This window comes from Kineococcus rhizosphaerae (assembly GCF_003002055.1).
Classification (GTDB): domain Bacteria; phylum Actinomycetota; class Actinomycetes; order Actinomycetales; family Kineococcaceae; genus Kineococcus; species Kineococcus rhizosphaerae.
This window is the reverse complement of sequence record NZ_PVZF01000013.1, coordinates 155,062-172,720: the sequence shown is the minus strand read 5'-3', so window position 1 is coordinate 172,720 and position 17,659 is coordinate 155,062. Positions and strand designations below refer to the sequence as shown.

The window sequence follows — 17,659 nt, the reverse complement described above, 5'->3', positions numbered from 1 at the left end:
GAGAGGTCCTTCGAAGCATCACGCGGTGGCCGCCTTCTACGTGTCAGCCACGCCTGTCACCGGCCTGGTCGTACACCACTCTGGTGGACACAACCCGGAAGCCAAGTCGTACTCGGAACGCCTCTTCGACTTCTCGCGCATCGAGCACCTGGAGCCCGGTCTGGCTGAAGAAGCGCTGCTCGCCCCGGCGCGTGCGGAATCCGTCGACTGGGAACCCGCGGCGGCAGCACTCGTCCTGCGAGAAGCCTCGGGGTACCCGTACTTCATCCAGCAGTTCGGCCAGGACACCTGGAACGAAGCGACGGGACCCGGGATCGACCTCACCGACGCACGGGTCGGGGTCGTCTCCGGCAGGGCCACCCTCGACTCCGGCTTCTTCCGCGCCCGCTGGGACCGCGCCACTCGCGGTGAGCAGCAGTACTTGCGAGCCATGGCGGTCGATGGTGACGCGGGCAGCTCCTCGGGCGAGGTCGCGACGCGGTTGGGCAAGCGGAACAGCAGCCTGGGGCCGGTGCGGGCGAAGCTGATCGAGAAGGGGCTCGTCTACGCCCCCGAGCACGGGGTCGTCGCCTTCACGGTCCCGGGGATGGCGGCCTTCATCGCTCGTCAGCCCGAGGCCTGATCAGGCGTCGAAGCCGGTGTCGTCGGCGGCCTCGCCGCGCACGACGGCGGCCAGCCGGGCCAGCCAGGCGGCACCGGCCTCGTCGTGGACGGTGTGCCGCGGCACGAGGACGGGGTAGGGCGTGACGGGGACGCCGTCGGCGGGACGGACGTCGACGTGGACGACGACGTGGCCCTGGGCGTGCAGCCAGTCGGCCATCGCGTAGTCGGTGCGGGAGTCCCCGACCGTGCGCCAGGCCGTGGGCAGCGGGCCGTCGGCGGCCAGCAGGCGCAGGGCCGTCTCGGCGCCGCGGTCCTTGCCGAGCAGCACGGACTCGACGTCGGTCGAGATGATCGTGGGGTCGATGCGCCAGTCCACGGCGCCGTGGGCGTCGGGCACGGACACGCCCTTCCAGGTGACGCCGAGGTCGAGCTCGGCGAAGACCTGCAGCGCGGCCTTCTCGAACTCGGGCTGGCGCGCGAGGTAGGTCGCGGAGTCCACGTCGAGGCGCTGCTCGAGGGAGACCATGGCGCGCTTGCCGCCGTCGACGAACAGGACGTCGCCGAAGTCGTCGCGCGCCAGCGCCTCGAGGCGCTCGACGGCCTCGGCGGGGACCGCGACGGCCCGGTCGACCTCGACGTCGCCCATGCCGCCGGCCGTGACGCTGAACGTCACGGCGCCCTTCTCGCAGACCGCGTGCAGCCGCGCACCGGCGGGCAGGCCCGCGGCGAGGATCGGGCCGACGACCTGCTCGCGGAGGAACTCGTCGGAACGGCCCGTGTTGAAGACGACCGGGATCCCGGCGGCGAGGAGTTCGAGGAGGCTGTCGAGGAGGCCGGGGGCGCTGATCGAGCGCGTCACGGGGCTCGCGATCGGGCCGTCGACGTCGAGGAGGAGGCCGAAGGGCGGGGCGGTCGTCACCCCCCGATCCTCCCACCCGCGCGGAGGTGCCCGGCCGCTACTCCGCCACGACGGAGCGGCGGTCGCGCTCGGCCAGGACACCGTCCCAGTCGACGCCGCAGGCGGTGGCCAGGGCGCGCAGGTCGCCCAGCGCGGCGGTGCGCAGGTCGTCGGCCAGGCCCGCAGCGGCGGTGTCGGAGCTCGCGGCGACGGCGTGCAGCTGCTCCAGGTAGCCGGTCAGGGCGCTGACGTGGTCGGCGACGGGCGCCGGCGGCTGGGGGTGGTCGGTGTCGGTCATGCCCACAGGGTGGCGGGTGCGCGGCGGGCCGGCGAGGGGAGGCCCGTGACCGCCCGTGCCCCGCCCGTCGCGCCGCCGCACCCGGGGGGCGCCGGACGGGCGAACCTCCGGCGTCGGCCTGCGCAGCGGGCGGGGCCCCTGGGAGGGTCCGGCCGGTGCGCCTCCTCGTCCTGCCCCTCGCCTCGCTCGTCCTGGCCCTCGGGGCCTGCGGCACGCAACCCGCTCCCGGCTCCTCCGCCGCGAGCGCTGCGCCCACCTCCGAGCCGACCTCGTCCGACGACTGGACGCAGACGCCGGAGGAGGCCGCGGAGGAGGCCGCGCACTTCGACTGGCTGCAGGGCGGGCCGATGGCGACCTCGATGCCGACGCGCACGTGCGTCTTCCAGGACGACTCCGAGGAGGGCGACACGACCCCGGCGGACCCCGAGGAGACGTTCGTCCCCTCGTCCTCGAGCTGCTTCGACCCGCAGCAGTACCAGACCGAGTCGAACTGCACCCCGCCGCCGGACCTGCCGGAGGGCGGGACCTACGGCTGCATCGACTTCCAGCTGCTCACCCAGCGCCTCGTCGACGACTGGAACCGGTACGCGGACGCCGAGGACGCCCGGAACGCGGCGAGGTACGGCCTGACGCTGGAGGAGTTCCGCGCCGAGAACCCCGACCGGCACGCGGACGGGTCCCCGGTCGACGCGCCCTGAGGTCAGGTGAAGACGTCGAGGACCGCCTTCAGCACCCGGAACGGGAACGTCACGACCGTCCACACGAGGCCGGCGGCGTCGGTGACCTCGGCCGCCCCCTCGACGACCCGGCCCACCCGGCGGCGCCGTCGCCCGCGTCTGCTCACCCCCGCAGCACAGCACGACCGTCCGGGAGTGCTCAAGGGCGGTCCGCGGCACGCCGATGCCCGGAGGATGCGTCCTACGACAGGGCTCCCGGCGGTGACGGCGGTGGCGCTCGCCTGGCCGACGGTCCTGTGGCCGCACGCCGCGGCCGGCCAGGTCGCGTTCTCGATCGCGCAGGTCGTCGTCGTGGGCCTGTCCTGGGCGGCCGTGCGCGGCCGGACCGGGCGCCTGCGCGTCGTGCACGGGTGCATCGCGGCGGCGTTGACCTCCTGGCTGGCGGGCGACGCGCTGTTCGCCCTGTGGGTGGAACCGACGTCGACGTCGGTGGTGAGCGCCAGCGACGTGCTCTGGGTCCTGGGGTACCCGCTGCTGGGCGTCGCGCTGGTCTCCATGCTCCGGCTGTGGTCGCCCGGGCGGCTGCGCGAGGCCGCGCTGGACGGGCTGGCCCTGACGACCGTCTTCGCGACGCTGACGTGGCAGTACCTGGTGGTGCCGCTGCTGGCCGCCTCGGACGGCGTCGGGGTCGCCCTGGTGAACTCCTTCTACCCCGTCGGCGACGTCGTCCTGTTCGCCGTCGGCGCCGTGCTGCTCTTCGCCCACGGCGTCGACCGGGGCCTGAAGGTGCTGGTGGTGGTGGCCCTGAGCGGCACCCTCGCCGGCGACCTCGCCGTGACGCTGCTGCAGTACCACCTGCCGGACTTCGACACGGACCGGCTCTCGGCGGTCCTGCTGGTCTCCGGCGCCTTCTTCGTCTGCGCCCAGCACCACCCCGCCGCGGCGCGCGACGCCATCGCCGCGGCGGCGACCCCCCGCCTGCACCCCGTGCGCGTCCTGTTCCTCGGGGTGGCGCTGTGCGCCCTGCCGGTGCTGCTGGTGACCGAACCGCGGGGATCGCGGTACGTCGTCCTGGGCGTCATGCTCGCCCTGTCGGGGATCGTCCTGACCCGCTTCCTCATCGTCGTGCGCCAGCAGGAGCAGGCCCGGCTCGCCCTGGAGTTCGCCGCCGACCACGACGACCTGACCGGTCTGCTCAACCGGGAGGCCGCCCACCGGCTCGTCCGTCAGCGCCTGGACCGGGGCGAGGGAGTGCGCGTGCACTTCCTGGACCTGGACGACTTCAAGCAGGTCAACGACACGTTCAGCCACGCCGCCGGGGACCACGTGCTCGTCGAGGTCGCGGCCCGGCTGGAGCGTTCCGTCCGCGCCGGGGACGTCCTGTGCCGCCTCGGCGGGGACGAGTTCGTGGTGGTGACCGGGGAGACCTCCGAGAGCGCGGCCCTGGCGGAACGGCTGGAACGGGCGATCCGCGAACCCGTCGCCTTCTGCGGGGCCGAGCTCGGCGTGGGCGTCAGCATCGGCGTGGCGTCCTCGGCGGGCCGCAGGCGGACCCTGGAGGAACTGGTCAAGGAGGCGGACGCGGGGATGTACCGCGAGAAGCGGCGCCGCAAGGACCAGACGACCCGGGGTCCCGACGTGGCCCGCGCCACCTCGTGGTGATCCTCCTGCGCTGACCTCCCCCCGTGCCGACGGCGCGGGGTCAGTCCCCGGACGACTTCCGGGCGTCCCGCCCCCCGTCGAGCCCGAGCACCTCGTCGTGGTGGAGGTTCGACGCGGTGCGACCGTGCTCACCTCCGCAGGATGGCGCAGCGGCCCTCGATCGCGCTGCGGGATTCCTTGATCGCGGTGCGGGATTCCTTGATCGCGGGGGTCAGTGGACGGAGTGGGTGAGGGGGACGCCGGGACGGTAGGCGAGGTGGGTCACCGACGGGGCGTCCAGGACGTGCAGGTCGGCGCGGGCACCCACGGTGAGGCGGCCCACGTCGGTGCGGCGCAGCGCCTGCGCCCCGCCGAACGTGGCGGCGTGCACGGCCTCGGCCACGGTCAGGTGCATCTGCAGGACGGCCGTCGCGACGCAGAACGCCACCGAGCTCGTGTAGCTGGACCCGGGGTTGCAGTTGCTCGCGATGGCGACCGTCGCGCCCGCGTCGAGCAGCCGGCGCGCCGGAGCCAGCGGCTGACGGGTCGACAGGTCGCACGCGGGCAGGACCGTGGCCACGGTCCGCGAACCCGCCAGCGCGTCCACGTCGGCGTCGGACAGGTGGTTCACGTGGTCCACGCTGGCGGCGTCGAGCTCCACCGCGAGGCGCACGCCGGGGCCCTGCGTGAGCTGGTTGCCGTGCACGCGCAGGCCCAGGCCCTTCCCCTTCGCGGCCAGGAGCACCGCGCGGGAGGCGTCCTCGTCGAAGGCGCCCGTCTCGCAGAACACGTCGGCCCAGCGCACGTGCGGCAGCACCGCGTCGAGCTGGGGGCCGAGGAGTTCGGCCAGGTAGTCCTGCGGGTCGGCACCGGGGGCGACGATGTGCGCACCGAGCCACGTGACCTCGTCGGTGAACTCGCGCGCCAGCCGCGCGGCGCGCAGCTCCTCGGCGGGAGTCAGGCCGTAGCCGGTCTTCGTCTCCAGCGTCGTCGTGCCCTGGGCGCGGGCCTCGGCGACGTGCCGGCGCAGGCTGCGGCGCAGTTCCCCGTCGGTCGCGGCGCGGGTGGCGGCGACGGTCGTGGCGATCCCGCCCGCGGCGTAGGGGCGCCCCGCCATCCGGGACTCGAACTCGGCGGTCCGGTCGCCGGCGAAGACGAGGTGGGAGTGCGAGTCGACCCAGCCGGGCAGCACGGCGCGCCCGCACACGTCGACGCGGTCGTCGGCGTCGGGCGCCGCGCCCGCGGGGCCGACCCAGGCGACCCGGTCGTCCTCGACGACGAGCGCGGCGTCGGTGATGCGGGCCAGCGGGTCCCTCTCACCGGCGGGGCCGTCGAACTCCGGGTCGTTCGTGGTGAGTTCGCTGATGCCCGTGTAGAGGGTGCTCACGGCAGGCTCCGCAGGATCTCGACGAGGCGTTCTCCCGGGACGGCGAGGTGGACGCCCCCGCGCACCCGGAACTCCCCCGCCACGACGACGTCGGTGACGTCCTGGGCGGCGGCCGTCATCGCGAGCTGCGCCGGGTCCGAGCCCGCGGTGCGGACGGAGTCGGTGCGCACGGCGACGAGGTCGGCGGGCTGACCCACCTGCAGGGAACCGCCCTCGAGCCCGAGGCTGCGGTGCCCACCCGTCGTCAGCGCGGCGACGAGCTCGGCCGGGGAGAACACCCCGCGCCGCAGCGAGCCCAGCCGGGAGGCGCCCTCCAGGCCGCGGGTCTCGGCGAACGGGTCGACCACGGCGTGCTGGTCGGTGCCGAGGGCGAGCACCGACCCCGCGTCGACGAGGGCCCGGTAGCGGCCGACGCCGTCGCCGAGGTCGGCCTCCGTCGTCGGGCACCCCGCGACCGAGGCCTGCCGGGCACCGAGCAGCGCCACGTCGGCGTCGGTGACGTGGTTGGCGTGCACGACCGTGAGCGCGGGGCTCAGGGCCCCCGCGCGGTCCAGGAGTTCGGTCGGGGTGCAGCCGTAGGCCCTGCGGCACGCCTCGTTCTCGGCGGGTTGTTCCGAGAGGTGGACGTGCACCGGCGCGCCGAGGTCCCACGCGGTCTCGGCGACGACGCTGAGGTCGGCGGGACCGACGGCGCGGACCGAGTGCGCCGCGACGCCGACGCGGAAGAACTCGTCGGCGGGGATCTGCTTCACCCGCCGCGCCCACGCCTGCGCGGACCCGTCGGAGAACCGGCGCTGCTCGGGCAGCGGCGGTTCACCCGGGGCGGACGTCAGGTACAGCGTGTCGAGCAGCACGAGGCGGATCCCCGCCGTCCGGGCCGCGTCGCGCAGGGCGAGGGCGAACGCGTTCGGCTCGTCGTGGGGGGTGCCGTCGGGCCGGTGGTGGACGTAGTGGAACTCCCCCACCGCCGTGAACCCCGCGAGGACCATCTCGGTGAACGCGGCCGTCGCGAGGTCCCGGTAGGTGTCCGGGGTCAGGCTGCCCGCGAGGGAGTACATGGCGGTCCGCCACGTCCAGAACGTCCCCCCGTCGCCGTGGGTCCGGCCGCGCAGGCCGCGGTGGAACGCGTGCGAGTGGGCGTTGGCGAACCCCGGGAACACCAGACCGGTGAGTACCTCGTCCCCGGGTTCGGCGGGAGTTCCCGGGGTGAGGGCGGTGATCCGGCCCGCGACCGTGGAGATGCGGACGTCCGCGACCGCCCGGCCGTCCAGCCAGGCGGCCTGCGCGTGGAAGGTCACGATTCCCACATGGGGACGCGCAGCCCGCGTTCACGGGCGACCTCGGCGGCGCGTTCGTACCCGGCGTCGACGTGGCGCATGACCCCGGTGCCGGGGTCGTTGGTCAGGACCCGCTCGATCTTCTGCGCCGCGAGGTCCGTGCCGTCGGCGACGGTGACCTGACCGGCGTGGATCGACCGGCCGATGCCGACGCCGCCGCCGTGGTGCAGGGACACCCACGTCGCCCCGGAAGCGGTGTTCAGCAGGGCGTTCAGCAGCGGCCAGTCGGCGATCGCGTCGGAGCCGTCGGCCATGGCCTCGGTCTCGCGGTACGGCGAGGCCACCGACCCGGAGTCGAGGTGGTCGCGGCCGATGACGATGGGCGCGGAGATCTCGCCGTTCGCGACGAGCTCGTTGAACTTCAGGCCCGCGAGGTGGCGTTCCTTGTAGCCCAGCCAGCAGATGCGCGCGGGCAGGCCCTCGAAGTGGACCTTCTCGCCCGCCGCGGTGATCCAGCGGCGCAGCTTCTCGTCCTCGGGGAACAGTTCCAGGATCGCGCGGTCGGTGCGCTCGATGTCCTTCGGGTCCCCCGACAGCGCCGCCCAGCGGAACGGCCCGCGGCCCTCGGCGAACTGCGGGCGGATGTAGGCCGGGACGAAACCGGGGAACTCGAACGCGCGGTCGTAGCCGCCGAGGCGGGCCTCCTCACGGATCGAGTTGCCGTAGTCGAACACCTCGGCGCCGGCGTCCTGGAACCCGACCATGGCCTTCACGTGCTTGGCCATGGCCTCGCGCGAGCGCCGCGTGAACTCCTCGGGGTCCTTCGCGGCGAGCTCGTGCCACTCCTCGACGGACACGCCCTCGGGCAGGTAGCTCAGCGGGTCGTGCGCCGAGGTCTGGTCGGTGACGACGTCGATGGGCGCCTTCCGCTCCAGCAGGTCGGTGAACACCGTCGCCGCGTTGCCGACGACGCCGACCGACAGGCCGCGGCGTTCGTCGCGGGCGGCCACGACCCGGGCCAGGGCGTCGTCGAGGTCGTCGGCCAGCTCGTCCAGGTAGCCGTGGTCCACGCGGCGCTGCAGGCGCGCGCGGTCGACGTCGACGACGATGACGGCGCCCTCGTTGAGGGTGACGGCCAGCGGCTGCGCACCGCCCATGCCGCCCGCGCCGCCGGTGAGGGTGATCGTCCCGGCCAGGGTCCCGCCGAACTTCTTGTCGGCCACCGCGGCGAACGTCTCGTACGTGCCCTGCAGGATGCCCTGGGTGCCGATGTAGATCCACGACCCCGCGGTCATCTGCCCGTACATCGTCAGGCCCAGGGACTCCAGGCGGCGGAACTCCGGCCAGGTGGCCCAGTCGCCGACGAGGTTCGAGTTCGCGATGAGGACGCGCGGCGCCCACGCGTGGGTGCGGAACACCCCGACGGGTTTGCCGGACTGCACCAGCAGCGTCTCGTCGTCCTCGAGGGTCTCCAGGGTGCGCACGATCGCGTCGTACGCCTCCCAGCTGCGGGCCGCCTTGCCGGTGCCGCCGTAGACGACGAGGTCGTCGGGGCGTTCGGCGACCTCGGCGTCGAGGTTGTTCATGAGCATCCGCAGCGGGGCCTCGGTCTGCCAGCTCTTGGCGTGCAGCTCGTTGCCGCGGTGGGCGCGGACCGGACGGGGACCGGACATCGACGGGACTCCCTCAGTTGATCTCGGTGACGGAACGGGCGGCGTTCAGGACGTCCCCCGAGGCGACCAGGGCCACGACGGCCTCGATCTCGGGGGACAGGAACCGGTCGGGACCGGGACCGGCGACGACGGTGCGGACCGTCCGCAGGATCGCAGAGGTGACCGGCCCCGGCAGCAGGGGCGCGCGCAGGTCCAGCGCGCGGGTGGCGGTGAGGACCTCGATCGCGAGGACCCGGGTGAGGCCGTCGAGGGCCTTGCGCAGTTTCCGCGCCCCGGCCCAGCCCATCGAGACGTGGTCCTCCTGCATGGCCGAGCTCGGGATCGAGTCGACGCTGGCGGGCACGGCGAGGCGCTTGAGCTCCGAGACGATCCCCGCCGCGGTGTACTGCGCGATCATCAACCCGGAGTCGACGCCGGCGTCGTGGGCGAGGAACGCGGGCAGGCCGTGGTTGCGGGCGGGGTCCAGGAACCGGTCGGTGCGCCGTTCGGAGATGCTCGCGAGGTCGGCGACGGCGATGGCCAGGAAGTCCAGCACGTACGCGACGGGCGCGCCGTGGAAGTTCCCGTTCGACTCCACCCGGCCGTCCAGGGTCACGACCGGGTTGTCGACGGCCGCGGCGAGTTCGCGCTCGGCCACGGCGCGGGCGTGGGCGGCGGTGTCGCGGCCGGCGCCGTGGACCTGCGGGGAGCAGCGCAGCGAGTACGCGTCCTGCACGCGCGTGCACTCCGGCCCCTTGTGGCTGGCGACGATCGGGGAACCGGCGAGCGCCCGGCGGACGTTGCCCGCGGCGACGCGCTGACCGAGCTGCGGGCGCAGGACCTGCAGGTCGTCGGCGAACACCGCGTCGGTGCCCAGGAGGGCCTCGACGGACAGGGCCGCGGCGAGGTCGGCGGTGGCGAAGAGGGTGTCGAGGGTGTCCAGCGCCAGGGCGAGCTGGCCGAGCATCCCGTCGGTGCCGTTGATGAGGGCCAGGCCCTCCTTCTCGGCGAGGACGACGGGTTCCAGGCCGTGGCGCGCGAGCGCGTCGCCGGCGTCGAGGAGGTTCCCCTCGCGGTCGCGGACGAACCCCTCGCCCATGACGGCCAGGGCGCAGTGCGCGAGGGGGGCCAGGTCGCCGGAGCAGCCGAGGGAGCCGTACTCGGTGACGACGGGCGTGAGGTGGGCGTTGAGCAGGCCGGCGTAGGCCCGGGCGGTCTGCGCGCGCACGCCGGTGCGGCCGGTCATCAGCGTCGACAGGCGCAGCAGCATCGTGGCGCGGACGACCTCGGTCTCGACCTCGGGACCGGAGCCGGCGGCGTGAGAGCGGACGAGGCTGCGCTGCAGCTGGGTGCGCTGGTCGCCGGGGATGTGCCTGGTGGCCAGGGCGCCGAAGCCGGTGGAGATGCCGTAGTGGGGTTCGACGTCGTCGGCGAGGGCCTCGATGCGGGCGCGGGAGGCCTGCACCTGCTCGAGCGCGGCGGGGTCGAGGTCGACGCGGGCACCGTGCCGGGCGACGGCCACGACGTCGGCCACGCTCACCGGGCCGGAGGAGACGAGAACGTTCTGCACGCCTCCATCCCACCCGACGCGGGGGGTTCCGTCAGCGGGTGGCGCGGCGCCGGTGTCCAGAGTGCTGGACACTTCACGGCGTGGTCACGTCCGCGGGAGCCCCGACCGTCGGGGCGGCGTTGCGGATCCTGTCGTTCATGGCGGCCCAGCAGGGCCCGGTGGCGGCGGCGACGCTGGCCCGGGCGCTGGGCCTGCCGCGCTCCAGCGTCTACCGGTTGCTGACCGAGCTGGCCGAGCAGGGCTTCGTCCTGCACTTCCCCGAGGCGCACCGGTACGGGCTGGGGATCGCCGCGTTCGAGCTGAGCTCGGGGTACGTGCGCCAGGAACCGGTGACGCGGCTGGGACGGCCGGTGCTGGCCACGCTCGTGGACCGCGTCGGCCAGAGCGCGCACCTGGCGGTGCTCGTGGGCGCCGAGGTCGTCTACCTCGTGGAGGAGCGCGCCCCACGGCGGCCGGCCCTGGTGACGGACGTGGGGGTGCGGCTGCCGTCGCAGCTGACCGCGAGCGGGCGGGCGCTGCTGGCGGCGCTGCCGCGCGAGCAGGTGCGGGCGCTGTTCCCGTCGGCGGCCGCGCTCACCGCGCGGGGCGTGCAGATGTCGTCGGCGCAGCTGCGCTCGGTGCTGGTGCAGACGCGCTCGCGCGGCTGGGCCGTGGAGGACGGCGAGATCACACCGGGGTTCGCGTCGGTGGCCGTCGCGGTCACCGACCGCAGCGGGTGGCCCGTGACGAGCCTGGCGGTGACGTTCGAGGCGGCGGCGGTGTCGCCGCAGCAGCGGGTGGAGCTCGCCGAGGCGGTGCGGCGGCACGCGCAGGAGCTGCGGCGGAGGTTGTTCGGGGGGTGAGGCGGGTCCTGGCGGCGTCCGCCAGGACCGTCCTCGAGCGGTGCGGGATTCCTTGATCGCGGTGCTGAATTCCTTGATCGCGGTGCGGGATTCCTCGATCGCGGCGGGGTCAGGACAGGGGCAGGCGTTCCCAGTCGCTGCTGAACTCCAGGCCGCTGCGCTTGAACAGCTGGGTCACGGGGCAGCGGCGTTCGGTCTCGGTGCGCAGGGTCTCGAAGGTCGCCTCGTCGGCGTCGGTCTGGACCCTGACCCGCACGGCGACGCGGTCGAAGTTCGCGTTGCCGTGCGCCCCGGCGCCGATGACGGCGGGGTTCAGGTCGCCCTGGACGTGGATCGTCCAGGTGCCGAGGGTGACGCCGAGGCCCTTGGCCACGATGCTGCCCGTCACCTGGTTGCACGAGGTGAGCGCGCCGAGGGCGTAGCTCAGCGGGCTCGGCGCGGCGTCCGCGCCCCCGAACGACGGGTAGGTGTCGGCGTCGAAGGTGTGCTGGTGCTCGCCGGCGACGGTGAGCCGCTGGGCGACTCCCGTGCCCTCGGCGTCGATCACGAACGGGACGGTCTGGGGGCTCACGCGGGCTCCTCTGCTCGTACGGTGGTTGAAGCTTCACCGTACGGTCGGCGAGGTGCCAGCGCGGCCCGAACGACCGCTGCGCTCAGCTCGTGATGCCGGCCTGCGCGCAGGCCGTGCTCGCCGCCCCCGCGCACAGCGCGTCGACCGTCGTGTACCCGTCCTTCAGGACCTTCGTGGCGACCTCCGCCTTGCCCACGGCCTGCGGCTTGAGCAGGACGGTCGGCACCGCCCCGTTCCCGTTGTCGGTGGTGCCGGTCGTGGCGGGGGTCTTGCCCTCGAGCACGTCGGCGACGAGCGTCGCGGTCGCGCGGGCCTGCCCGGGCAGGTCCTTGTAGACGGTCATGGTCTGCGCACCGCTCAGGATGCGCTGCAGCGCAGCGGTCTCGGCGTCCTGACCCGTGATCGGCACCCCGGAGTACCCGGCCTTGGCCAGGGCCTGCAGCGCACCGGCGGCCAGGCCGTCGTAGGCGGTGTAGACGCCCAGCAGGCGACGGCCGTGCAGCGAGGCGAGGGCCTGCGTCATCTCGACCTCGGCCTGCGCGGAGCTCCAGCCGGCCACGTACCGCTCGTCGGCGATCTCCACCTTGCCGTCCAGGACGGAGTGGGCGCCCTTGGCGAACAGGCCCGCGTTGTTGTCGGCCGGGTCGCCCTCGAGCATGACGATCGCGCCGCCGGAGGTGTCCGAGCCGATCGCGTCGAGGATCGCGGTGCCGCCCAGCTTGCCGACCGCGTCGCCGTCGAAGGACACGTAGTAGCTCAGCGGGACGTCCTTGATCAGCCGGTCGTAGGCCACGACCGGGACGTCGGCGGCCTTCGCCGCGCTCACCAGGGCGCCGGCCTGCGACCCGTCGATCGCGACGACGACCACGGCGGCGGCCCCGTCCTGGACGGCCTTCTCGCCCTGGGTGTTCTGGGTGGCCTGGTCGGCGGCGGTCTGCACGTCGACGACGCACTCGGGGCACCGCGCGTGCAGGGCGACGGTGAAGTTCGGGACGTCGTACGCCTGCGAGCGCAGCGACGTGGAGGGGACCAGGAACGCCACGTGCGGGGCGTCCGCGGCCGGTGCGGAGGAGGAGGCGGCGGTCGTGCTCCCCAGGCCGCAGGCGGACAGGCCGAGGGTGAGGGCCAGGGTCGCGGCAGCGGCCACGGTGCGGGCGGTGCGGTTCATCGGGTCTCGTCCTCGGTCAGCGGCGGGGGATCAGTAGCGGAAGTTCGCGACGGTGGAGCGCATGCGCGCGGTCATGTCCACCAGGTCGCTGACGGCGCGGTCGGAGTCGGCGGCGCCCGACTCCGTGGTGCGGGCGGCGGCGGCCACCGTGTCGATCGTGGCGGCGATCTGCCCGGCGCCCGTCGCGACGTCGGCGACGCTGCGGCTCATCTCCTGCGTGGTGGCGGCCTGCTCCTCGACCGCGGCGGCGATGGTGCCCTGGTAGTCGCTGATCTCGGCGACGACCGAGCCGATGCTGGCGATGGCCGAGACCGCGTCCTCCACGTCGCGCTGGATGGCGTCGACGCGGCGGGCGATGTCCTCGGTGGCGCGCGCGGTCTGCGAGCTCAGCTCCTTGACCTCCCCGGCGACGACGGCGAACCCCTTGCCGGCGTCGCCGGCGCGGGCGGCCTCGATGGTCGCGTTGAGGGCCAGCAGGTTCGTCTGCTCCGCGATCGAGGTGATCGTCTTGACGACGTCGCCGATCTCGGCGGAGGAGCGGCCCAGCTGGGCCATCGTGTCGCCGGTGTCGTGGGCGACGCGGACGGCGTTGCCCGCGACCTCCGCGGCCCGGGCGGCGTTGGAGGCGATCTCACGGATCGAGGACCCCATCTCCTCGGCCCCGGCGGCGGCCCCGCCGACGTTCGCGCTGACCTCCCCGGCCGCGCGGGCGACCGTGGCGGCGCGGTCGGAGACGTCCTGCGCGCCGGTGGCGATGGTCCGGCTGCCGGCCTGCAGCTGCGCGATGGCCTGCGCGAGCGCGGAGGCGTCGTCGTCGAGGCCGGAGACGGTGCGGCGCATGCTGTCGGTGGCCGCGCCCAGGGCCACGGCCATCGTCCCGACCTCGTCGCGCTGGTCGATGTCGACGCGGGCGGTGAGGTCGCCGTCGGCGACGCGGTCCAGGACGCCGACGACCCGGCGCAGCGGGCGCACGACGAGACGGGTGATCCAGACCGCCAGCAGCACCGACAGCAGGACGCCCAGGGCCGTCACGCCGGCCAGCAGCTGCCGGGCGCGGGAGTCGCTGCGGTGGGCCGCGGCGGCGGAGGCCGACCCGGCCTTCTGGTCGAGCTGGTCGAGCCGGTCGAGGGCGGTCTCGGCGTTCTTCGCCAGGATCGCGACGTTGCCCAGGTAGAGGGTCTGGAAGGACGCGCGGTCGGCGGGGTCGCCCGACGTCGCGAGCGGCACGAGGAAGTTGTCGCGGGTGCCGCGGTAGGCGCTCCACCAGGTGTCGAAGGCGGCGAGCTGCTCGCGCTGGGCGGCGCTGGTCGCGGTGGGCCGGTAGTCGCCGAGCCCGTCGTCGATCACCTGGTCGTCGGCGGTCAGGCGCTTCTGCAGGTCGCGGCGGGCGGTGTCGTCCTGGGCGAGGGCGAGGTTGGCCAGGTCGCGCTGGGACTGCATGGTCGCGGCCCGCACCTGCCCGAGCGCGGCGGCCGGCACCAGGTTGCGGGCGTAGATGTCCTCCGCGCGGGAGGTCACGTCCGAGATGCCCTGCAGCCCGACGGCGAGCAGGGCGCCGGCCATGACGGTGGACGTCAGGACGATCGCCCCGAGCTTCGTCGCGACCGAGCGGTCGGCGAAGCGCGTCCGGCGCGGGCGGCCGGCCTGCGCGGCGGGGGCTGCGGCTGCCGTCGACATGGGTGCGTGCTCCTCGTGACTCCCGGGGACACCCAGCGGTGCCCTGTGGAGGTCCATCGGCATCGGTGGCCGGGAGTTGAACCCGGGACGAGGAGCACGCCCTCACGCGGGGCGCCGTGCGCTCACGCCGTCGCGGCCGCAGCCGTCGCGATGACGTCCGCGACCTCGCGCGGGTGCGTCTGCATGACCAGGTGCGGGGCGTCCAGCTCGACGACCTCCTTGCACTGCGCGCGCTCGTAGCCGAACCGCTCGACGTCGGGGTTGATGGTGTGGTCGGCGGCCGAGACGATCCCCCAGGACGGCTTCGTCCGCCACGCCGCGACGGGCGCGCCCTCGCCGAAGGCGACCGCCGACAGCGGGCGCTGGGAGACGGCGAGCACCGCGGCGGTCTGCTCCGGGACGCCCGCGGCGAACACGGCGGGGAACGCGTCGACCTCCACGGACACGTCGGTGCCCGGTTCGCCGCCCTCGACGGGGTAGGGCGTGTAGACGAGGTGCGCGGCCAGGTCGGAGTCGGGGAAACCGCCCTGGAGCTGGCCCAGGCTCTCGCCCTCGGCCAGCGCGTACCCCGCGACGTACACGAGGCCGACGACGTTCTCGGCGGCGCCGGCGACCGTGATGACGGCCCCGCCGTAGGAGTGGCCCGCGAGCAGCACGGGACCCTCGACGGCCTCGGCGACGGCGCGCACCGAGGCGGCGTCGGCGACCAGGCTGCGGTTGTAGACGGGGGGCACCCGGACGGTGAACCCGCGGGCGAGCAGCTCGGCGGTCACGGGCGCCCAGCTGGCGGCGTCGGCGAACGCGCCGTGGACGAGGACGACGGTGGGAGTGGGCACGGGGACTCCTCGGGGTGGGCGGGGGCGGACGCTCCCGACGCTAGGCAGCCCCGGGCGTCCCGGCGTGGCCCTGACAGGGTCTGGTCCGGCGGGCGGGGGACGCGGGTGCGCGTCGATCGTGCGCACCCGTCCTGCCTCACGCGTCGAGCAGCGGTGCGAGGCCGTCGAGCAGCCGGTCGAGGCCGAAGGCGTAGGCGCGGTCGGGGTCGTGGGCGCTGCCGGTCGCGGCTCCGGCGGCGGTGCCGACGCGGACGGCCCGCGGGAAGCGGTCGGGGTCGAGGTACCGGGCCAGGACCGGCCCGGCTGCGGCCCACCACTGCTCGTCGGTGCCGGCGACGGCGGTGCGGGCCCGGGCCTCGGCGGCGTCGCGGGCGCAGGCGCGGACGAACAGGAGCAGGTGCGTCAGGCAGGCGTCGCGGGTGACGTCGTCGACGGGGGCGTCGTCGAGGGCGGCGAGCTCGTGCTCGTACTTCGCGGTCTGCCCCGGGCCCAGGGAGGGGCGCAGCGTGGACACCTCCGCCACCCACGGGTGGCGGGTGAGCAGGTCGTGGTTCTCGGCGGCGACGGCGGCGAGCCGGGCGCGCCACGGCCGTCCCGCCGTGTCGGTGCGCGTCATCGCGCGGTAGGCGGCGTCGACCATGAGGTCGAGCAGTTCGGCGCGGTCGGCGACGTAGGTGTAGAGCGACATGGGGGCCACGCCGAGGCGGGCGGCGACGCGGCGCACGGACACGGCCGCGAGCCCCTCGGCGTCGGCGAGGTCGACGGCCGCGGCGACGACGGCGTCGAGGTCGTGCCGGCGGCGGGGGCCGGGGGCGGGCACGGCGGCCGGGTCGCGCCAGAGCAGGGCGAGCGTGCGCGCGGGGTCGCCGTCGTTGGTGCGGTCGGGACTCACCCGCCGATCATCCCCGTCGATCACCCCCACCGATCACCCGTGAGCGGGAACACGGGCGACGGGTCCGCCGTTTGACTCCGTACATCGTACAGAGAGGGGTCCGCCGTGAGGATCACCGCGAGCGCGCTGTCGCTGACCGTCGAGGACGAGGAGGCGTCCGGCGCCTTCCTCGTCGACCACTTCGGGTTCACGGTCGCGATGCAGGCCGACGGGTTCGTCAGCCTCAGCCGGCCCGACGCCGGGATGAACGTGGTCTACCTGCGCACGGGGCTGCCCACCCTGCCCGCCGACCAGCGCGACGAGACCGCCCGCGGGCTCATCGTCGCGTTCGTCGTCGACGACCTGGAGGGCGAACTGGCCCGCCTGCAGGCCGAGGGGGTGCGCGTGACGATGCCGCTGACCGTGGAGGAGTGGGGCGAGCGGGCCTTCCAGGTCCGCGACCCCAACGGCGTCGTCGTCCAGCTCGTCGACTGGAACGGCTGAGGACCGGCCGCCGCCGGCCCCGCCGTCAGGTCCAGTACAGGTACCGGGCGGCGGGCAGGCGGTCGGCCACGGCCGTCTCGAACCACCCGCGCAGCTCGCGCATCGTGTCCTTGTCGTACACGTGCTTCACCGCGCCGAACCTCCCGTGCTTGCGGGTGCGGGTGGACTCGTCGAGGTCGAGCTTCGTGCGCGGGTACCAGCCGAGCTGGACCTCCTTGCTCTTCGGCGTGAAGCGGTGCGTGATGCACTCCACCGTCAGGTCGGCCTCGGCGGGCAGTTCGGCGGCAGCCGCCTCCAGCAGCCCGGCGTACTGCCCGCGCCAGTCGACCACCGGCATGATCGGCGCGATCGTCAGGCCCACGGGGTACCCGGCGCGGGCCAGCCGCCCCAGGGCGCGCAGGCGGGCGGCGACCCGCGCGGTGCCGCCCTCGAAGCGCTCGACGTCGGTGACGTTCACCGAGGCGCGCACGCGGGTCCGGCCGTGGTGCGGCAGGTCCAGCAGGGGCTCGACGTCGTCGTACTTCGTCGTGAACCGCAGCTGCACGGGCCCGGCCCACTCGTGCGTGCCGAAGTGCGTGATCGTGGCGGCCAGCGACCCCGTGACGTGCTCCAGGGCCAGCGGGTCGGTGTAGCAGGACGCCTCGAAGGTGGTGCCCTCGTGACCGCGCGCCGCCGTGCCCGACGTGACCGCGCCCGTGCCGACGACCTCGTCGAGACCGGCCAGGACGCGCGGCAGGTCCGCGTAGACGCGGGTGATCGGCGGGCCGGACAGCGACCCGGCCAGGTAGCAGTACTGGCAGTGGCCCGGGCAGCCCTCGGCCAGCGGGAAGGAGAAGTCGGCGCTCGGCGGGATGGGCGTGGGCCGGCGCTTGGACGCCGCGCTCGTGACGACGGCGAGCGTCCGCTTCGCGCGGGCGTAGGTCGCGCGCTCGTCCTCCCCGCGCAGGGGCGGCAGGCGGTCGCCGGACAGCAGGCGGACGTCGTCGACCCCGGCGGCGGCGAGGCGGTCGAGGATGGCGCGGCCGTGCGGTTCGGCCTGCGCGGAGGCGGTCACGAGGACGTGCCGCGGGGTCCAGAGGACGGGCTTGCCAGGGGCGTCGGTGACCATCACCAGGGTCAACGACCCCCGCGGCCCGCACCTTCCACCACGAGGTGTGACGTGTACGACCGCGCCGGCGGGGAACAAC

18 protein-coding genes are annotated in these 17,659 nt (G+C 74.6%); 5 read left to right on the top strand and 13 right to left on the bottom strand.

Translation table 11 applies throughout. The annotated features are described in order from the left end of the window. The first annotated feature begins 25 nt into the window (after positions 1 to 25). Positions 26 to 622 (top strand): hypothetical protein, encoded by a 597-nt coding sequence (locus tag CLV37_RS22165; RefSeq protein WP_106214564.1) that lies wholly within the window; start codon positions 26 to 28, stop codon positions 620 to 622. Here the strand turns inward: CLV37_RS22165 and CLV37_RS22160 are convergent, their stop codons facing one another. Both CLV37_RS22160 and CLV37_RS22155 read right to left on the bottom strand, forming a co-directional pair. Further along, on the bottom strand, positions 623 to 1,522 hold the full coding sequence (locus CLV37_RS22160; RefSeq protein ID WP_106214562.1) for a hypothetical protein: 900 nt from the start codon (positions 1,520 to 1,522) through the stop codon (positions 623 to 625). Between the two features lie 37 nt (positions 1,523 to 1,559). Further along, on the bottom strand, positions 1,560 to 1,799 hold the full coding sequence (locus CLV37_RS22155; RefSeq protein ID WP_146149542.1) for a hypothetical protein: 240 nt from the start codon (positions 1,797 to 1,799) through the stop codon (positions 1,560 to 1,562). A 155-nt stretch (positions 1,800 to 1,954) separates the two neighbouring features. Between CLV37_RS22155 and CLV37_RS22150 the strand changes: the two genes are divergently transcribed. Continuing rightward, entirely contained in the window at positions 1,955 to 2,497 is a 543-nt protein-coding gene (locus tag CLV37_RS22150) for a hypothetical protein (protein ID WP_106214558.1), read from the top strand. Between the two features lie 2 nt (positions 2,498 to 2,499). Here the strand turns inward: CLV37_RS22150 and CLV37_RS27835 are convergent, their stop codons facing one another. Further along, positions 2,500 to 2,643 (bottom strand): hypothetical protein, encoded by a 144-nt coding sequence (locus CLV37_RS27835; protein WP_170127435.1) that lies wholly within the window; start codon positions 2,641 to 2,643, stop codon positions 2,500 to 2,502. Positions 2,644 to 2,746: 103 nt separating this feature from the next. On the opposite strand from CLV37_RS27835, the gene CLV37_RS22145 reads away from it, so the two are divergent. Then, positions 2,747 to 4,138, top strand: coding sequence for a GGDEF domain-containing protein (locus tag CLV37_RS22145; protein WP_170127434.1), 1,392 nt, complete (start codon positions 2,747 to 2,749; stop codon positions 4,136 to 4,138). Positions 4,139 to 4,349: 211 nt separating this feature from the next. Here the strand turns inward: CLV37_RS22145 and hutI are convergent, their stop codons facing one another. Genes hutI through hutH form a run of 4 tightly spaced genes read right to left on the bottom strand, consistent with a single transcriptional unit; the run spans position 4,350 to position 10,003 of the window. Further along, positions 4,350 to 5,504, bottom strand: a complete 1,155-nt coding sequence (gene hutI, locus CLV37_RS22140; protein ID WP_106214554.1) for an imidazolonepropionase — start codon at positions 5,502 to 5,504, stop codon at positions 4,350 to 4,352. Further along, on the bottom strand, positions 5,501 to 6,811 hold the full coding sequence (locus tag CLV37_RS22135; protein ID WP_106214552.1) for a formimidoylglutamate deiminase: 1,311 nt from the start codon (positions 6,809 to 6,811) through the stop codon (positions 5,501 to 5,503). Before CLV37_RS22135 ends, hutI begins: the two co-directional genes overlap by 4 nt. Continuing rightward, positions 6,799 to 8,454, bottom strand: coding sequence for a urocanate hydratase (gene hutU, locus CLV37_RS22130; protein ID WP_106214550.1), 1,656 nt, complete (start codon positions 8,452 to 8,454; stop codon positions 6,799 to 6,801). The genes CLV37_RS22135 and hutU overlap by 13 nt, the downstream gene beginning before the upstream one ends. A gap of 13 nt (positions 8,455 to 8,467) precedes the next feature. Next, complete coding sequence (gene hutH, locus CLV37_RS22125; protein WP_106214548.1) at positions 8,468 to 10,003, bottom strand: histidine ammonia-lyase; 1,536 nt, start codon at positions 10,001 to 10,003, stop codon at positions 8,468 to 8,470. An 80-nt stretch (positions 10,004 to 10,083) separates the two neighbouring features. On the opposite strand from hutH, the gene CLV37_RS22120 reads away from it, so the two are divergent. Next, entirely contained in the window at positions 10,084 to 10,845 is a 762-nt protein-coding gene (locus CLV37_RS22120) for an IclR family transcriptional regulator (protein WP_106214546.1), read from the top strand. A 109-nt stretch (positions 10,846 to 10,954) separates the two neighbouring features. Here CLV37_RS22120 and CLV37_RS22115 read toward each other — a convergent pair whose 3' ends face one another. The 5 genes from CLV37_RS22115 to CLV37_RS22095 form a co-directional block, all read right to left on the bottom strand. Next, positions 10,955 to 11,416, bottom strand: coding sequence for an OsmC family protein (locus tag CLV37_RS22115; RefSeq protein ID WP_106214544.1), 462 nt, complete (start codon positions 11,414 to 11,416; stop codon positions 10,955 to 10,957). A gap of 82 nt (positions 11,417 to 11,498) precedes the next feature. Then, complete coding sequence (locus tag CLV37_RS22110) at positions 11,499 to 12,584, bottom strand: sugar ABC transporter substrate-binding protein (protein ID WP_106214543.1); 1,086 nt, start codon at positions 12,582 to 12,584, stop codon at positions 11,499 to 11,501. A gap of 30 nt (positions 12,585 to 12,614) precedes the next feature. Further along, a complete protein-coding gene (locus CLV37_RS22105; RefSeq protein WP_170127433.1) occupies positions 12,615 to 14,261 on the bottom strand; it encodes a methyl-accepting chemotaxis protein in 1,647 nt (548 codons plus the stop codon). 122 nt (positions 14,262 to 14,383) lie between these two features. Next, positions 14,384 to 15,097, bottom strand: a complete 714-nt coding sequence (locus tag CLV37_RS22100; RefSeq protein WP_106214539.1) for an alpha/beta fold hydrolase — start codon at positions 15,095 to 15,097, stop codon at positions 14,384 to 14,386. Between the two features lie 136 nt (positions 15,098 to 15,233). Beyond that, entirely contained in the window at positions 15,234 to 15,989 is a 756-nt protein-coding gene (locus CLV37_RS22095) for a TetR/AcrR family transcriptional regulator (protein WP_106214537.1), read from the bottom strand. A 105-nt stretch (positions 15,990 to 16,094) separates the two neighbouring features. Here CLV37_RS22095 and CLV37_RS22090 point away from each other — a divergent pair, with 105 nt between their 5' ends. Further along, a complete protein-coding gene (locus CLV37_RS22090; protein ID WP_106214535.1) occupies positions 16,095 to 16,472 on the top strand; it encodes a VOC family protein in 378 nt (125 codons plus the stop codon). Between the two features lie 25 nt (positions 16,473 to 16,497). Here CLV37_RS22090 and CLV37_RS22085 read toward each other — a convergent pair whose 3' ends face one another. Continuing rightward, a complete protein-coding gene (locus CLV37_RS22085) occupies positions 16,498 to 17,580 on the bottom strand; it encodes a spore photoproduct lyase family protein (RefSeq protein ID WP_106214592.1) in 1,083 nt (360 codons plus the stop codon). Between the last annotated feature and the right edge of the window lie 79 nt (positions 17,581 to 17,659).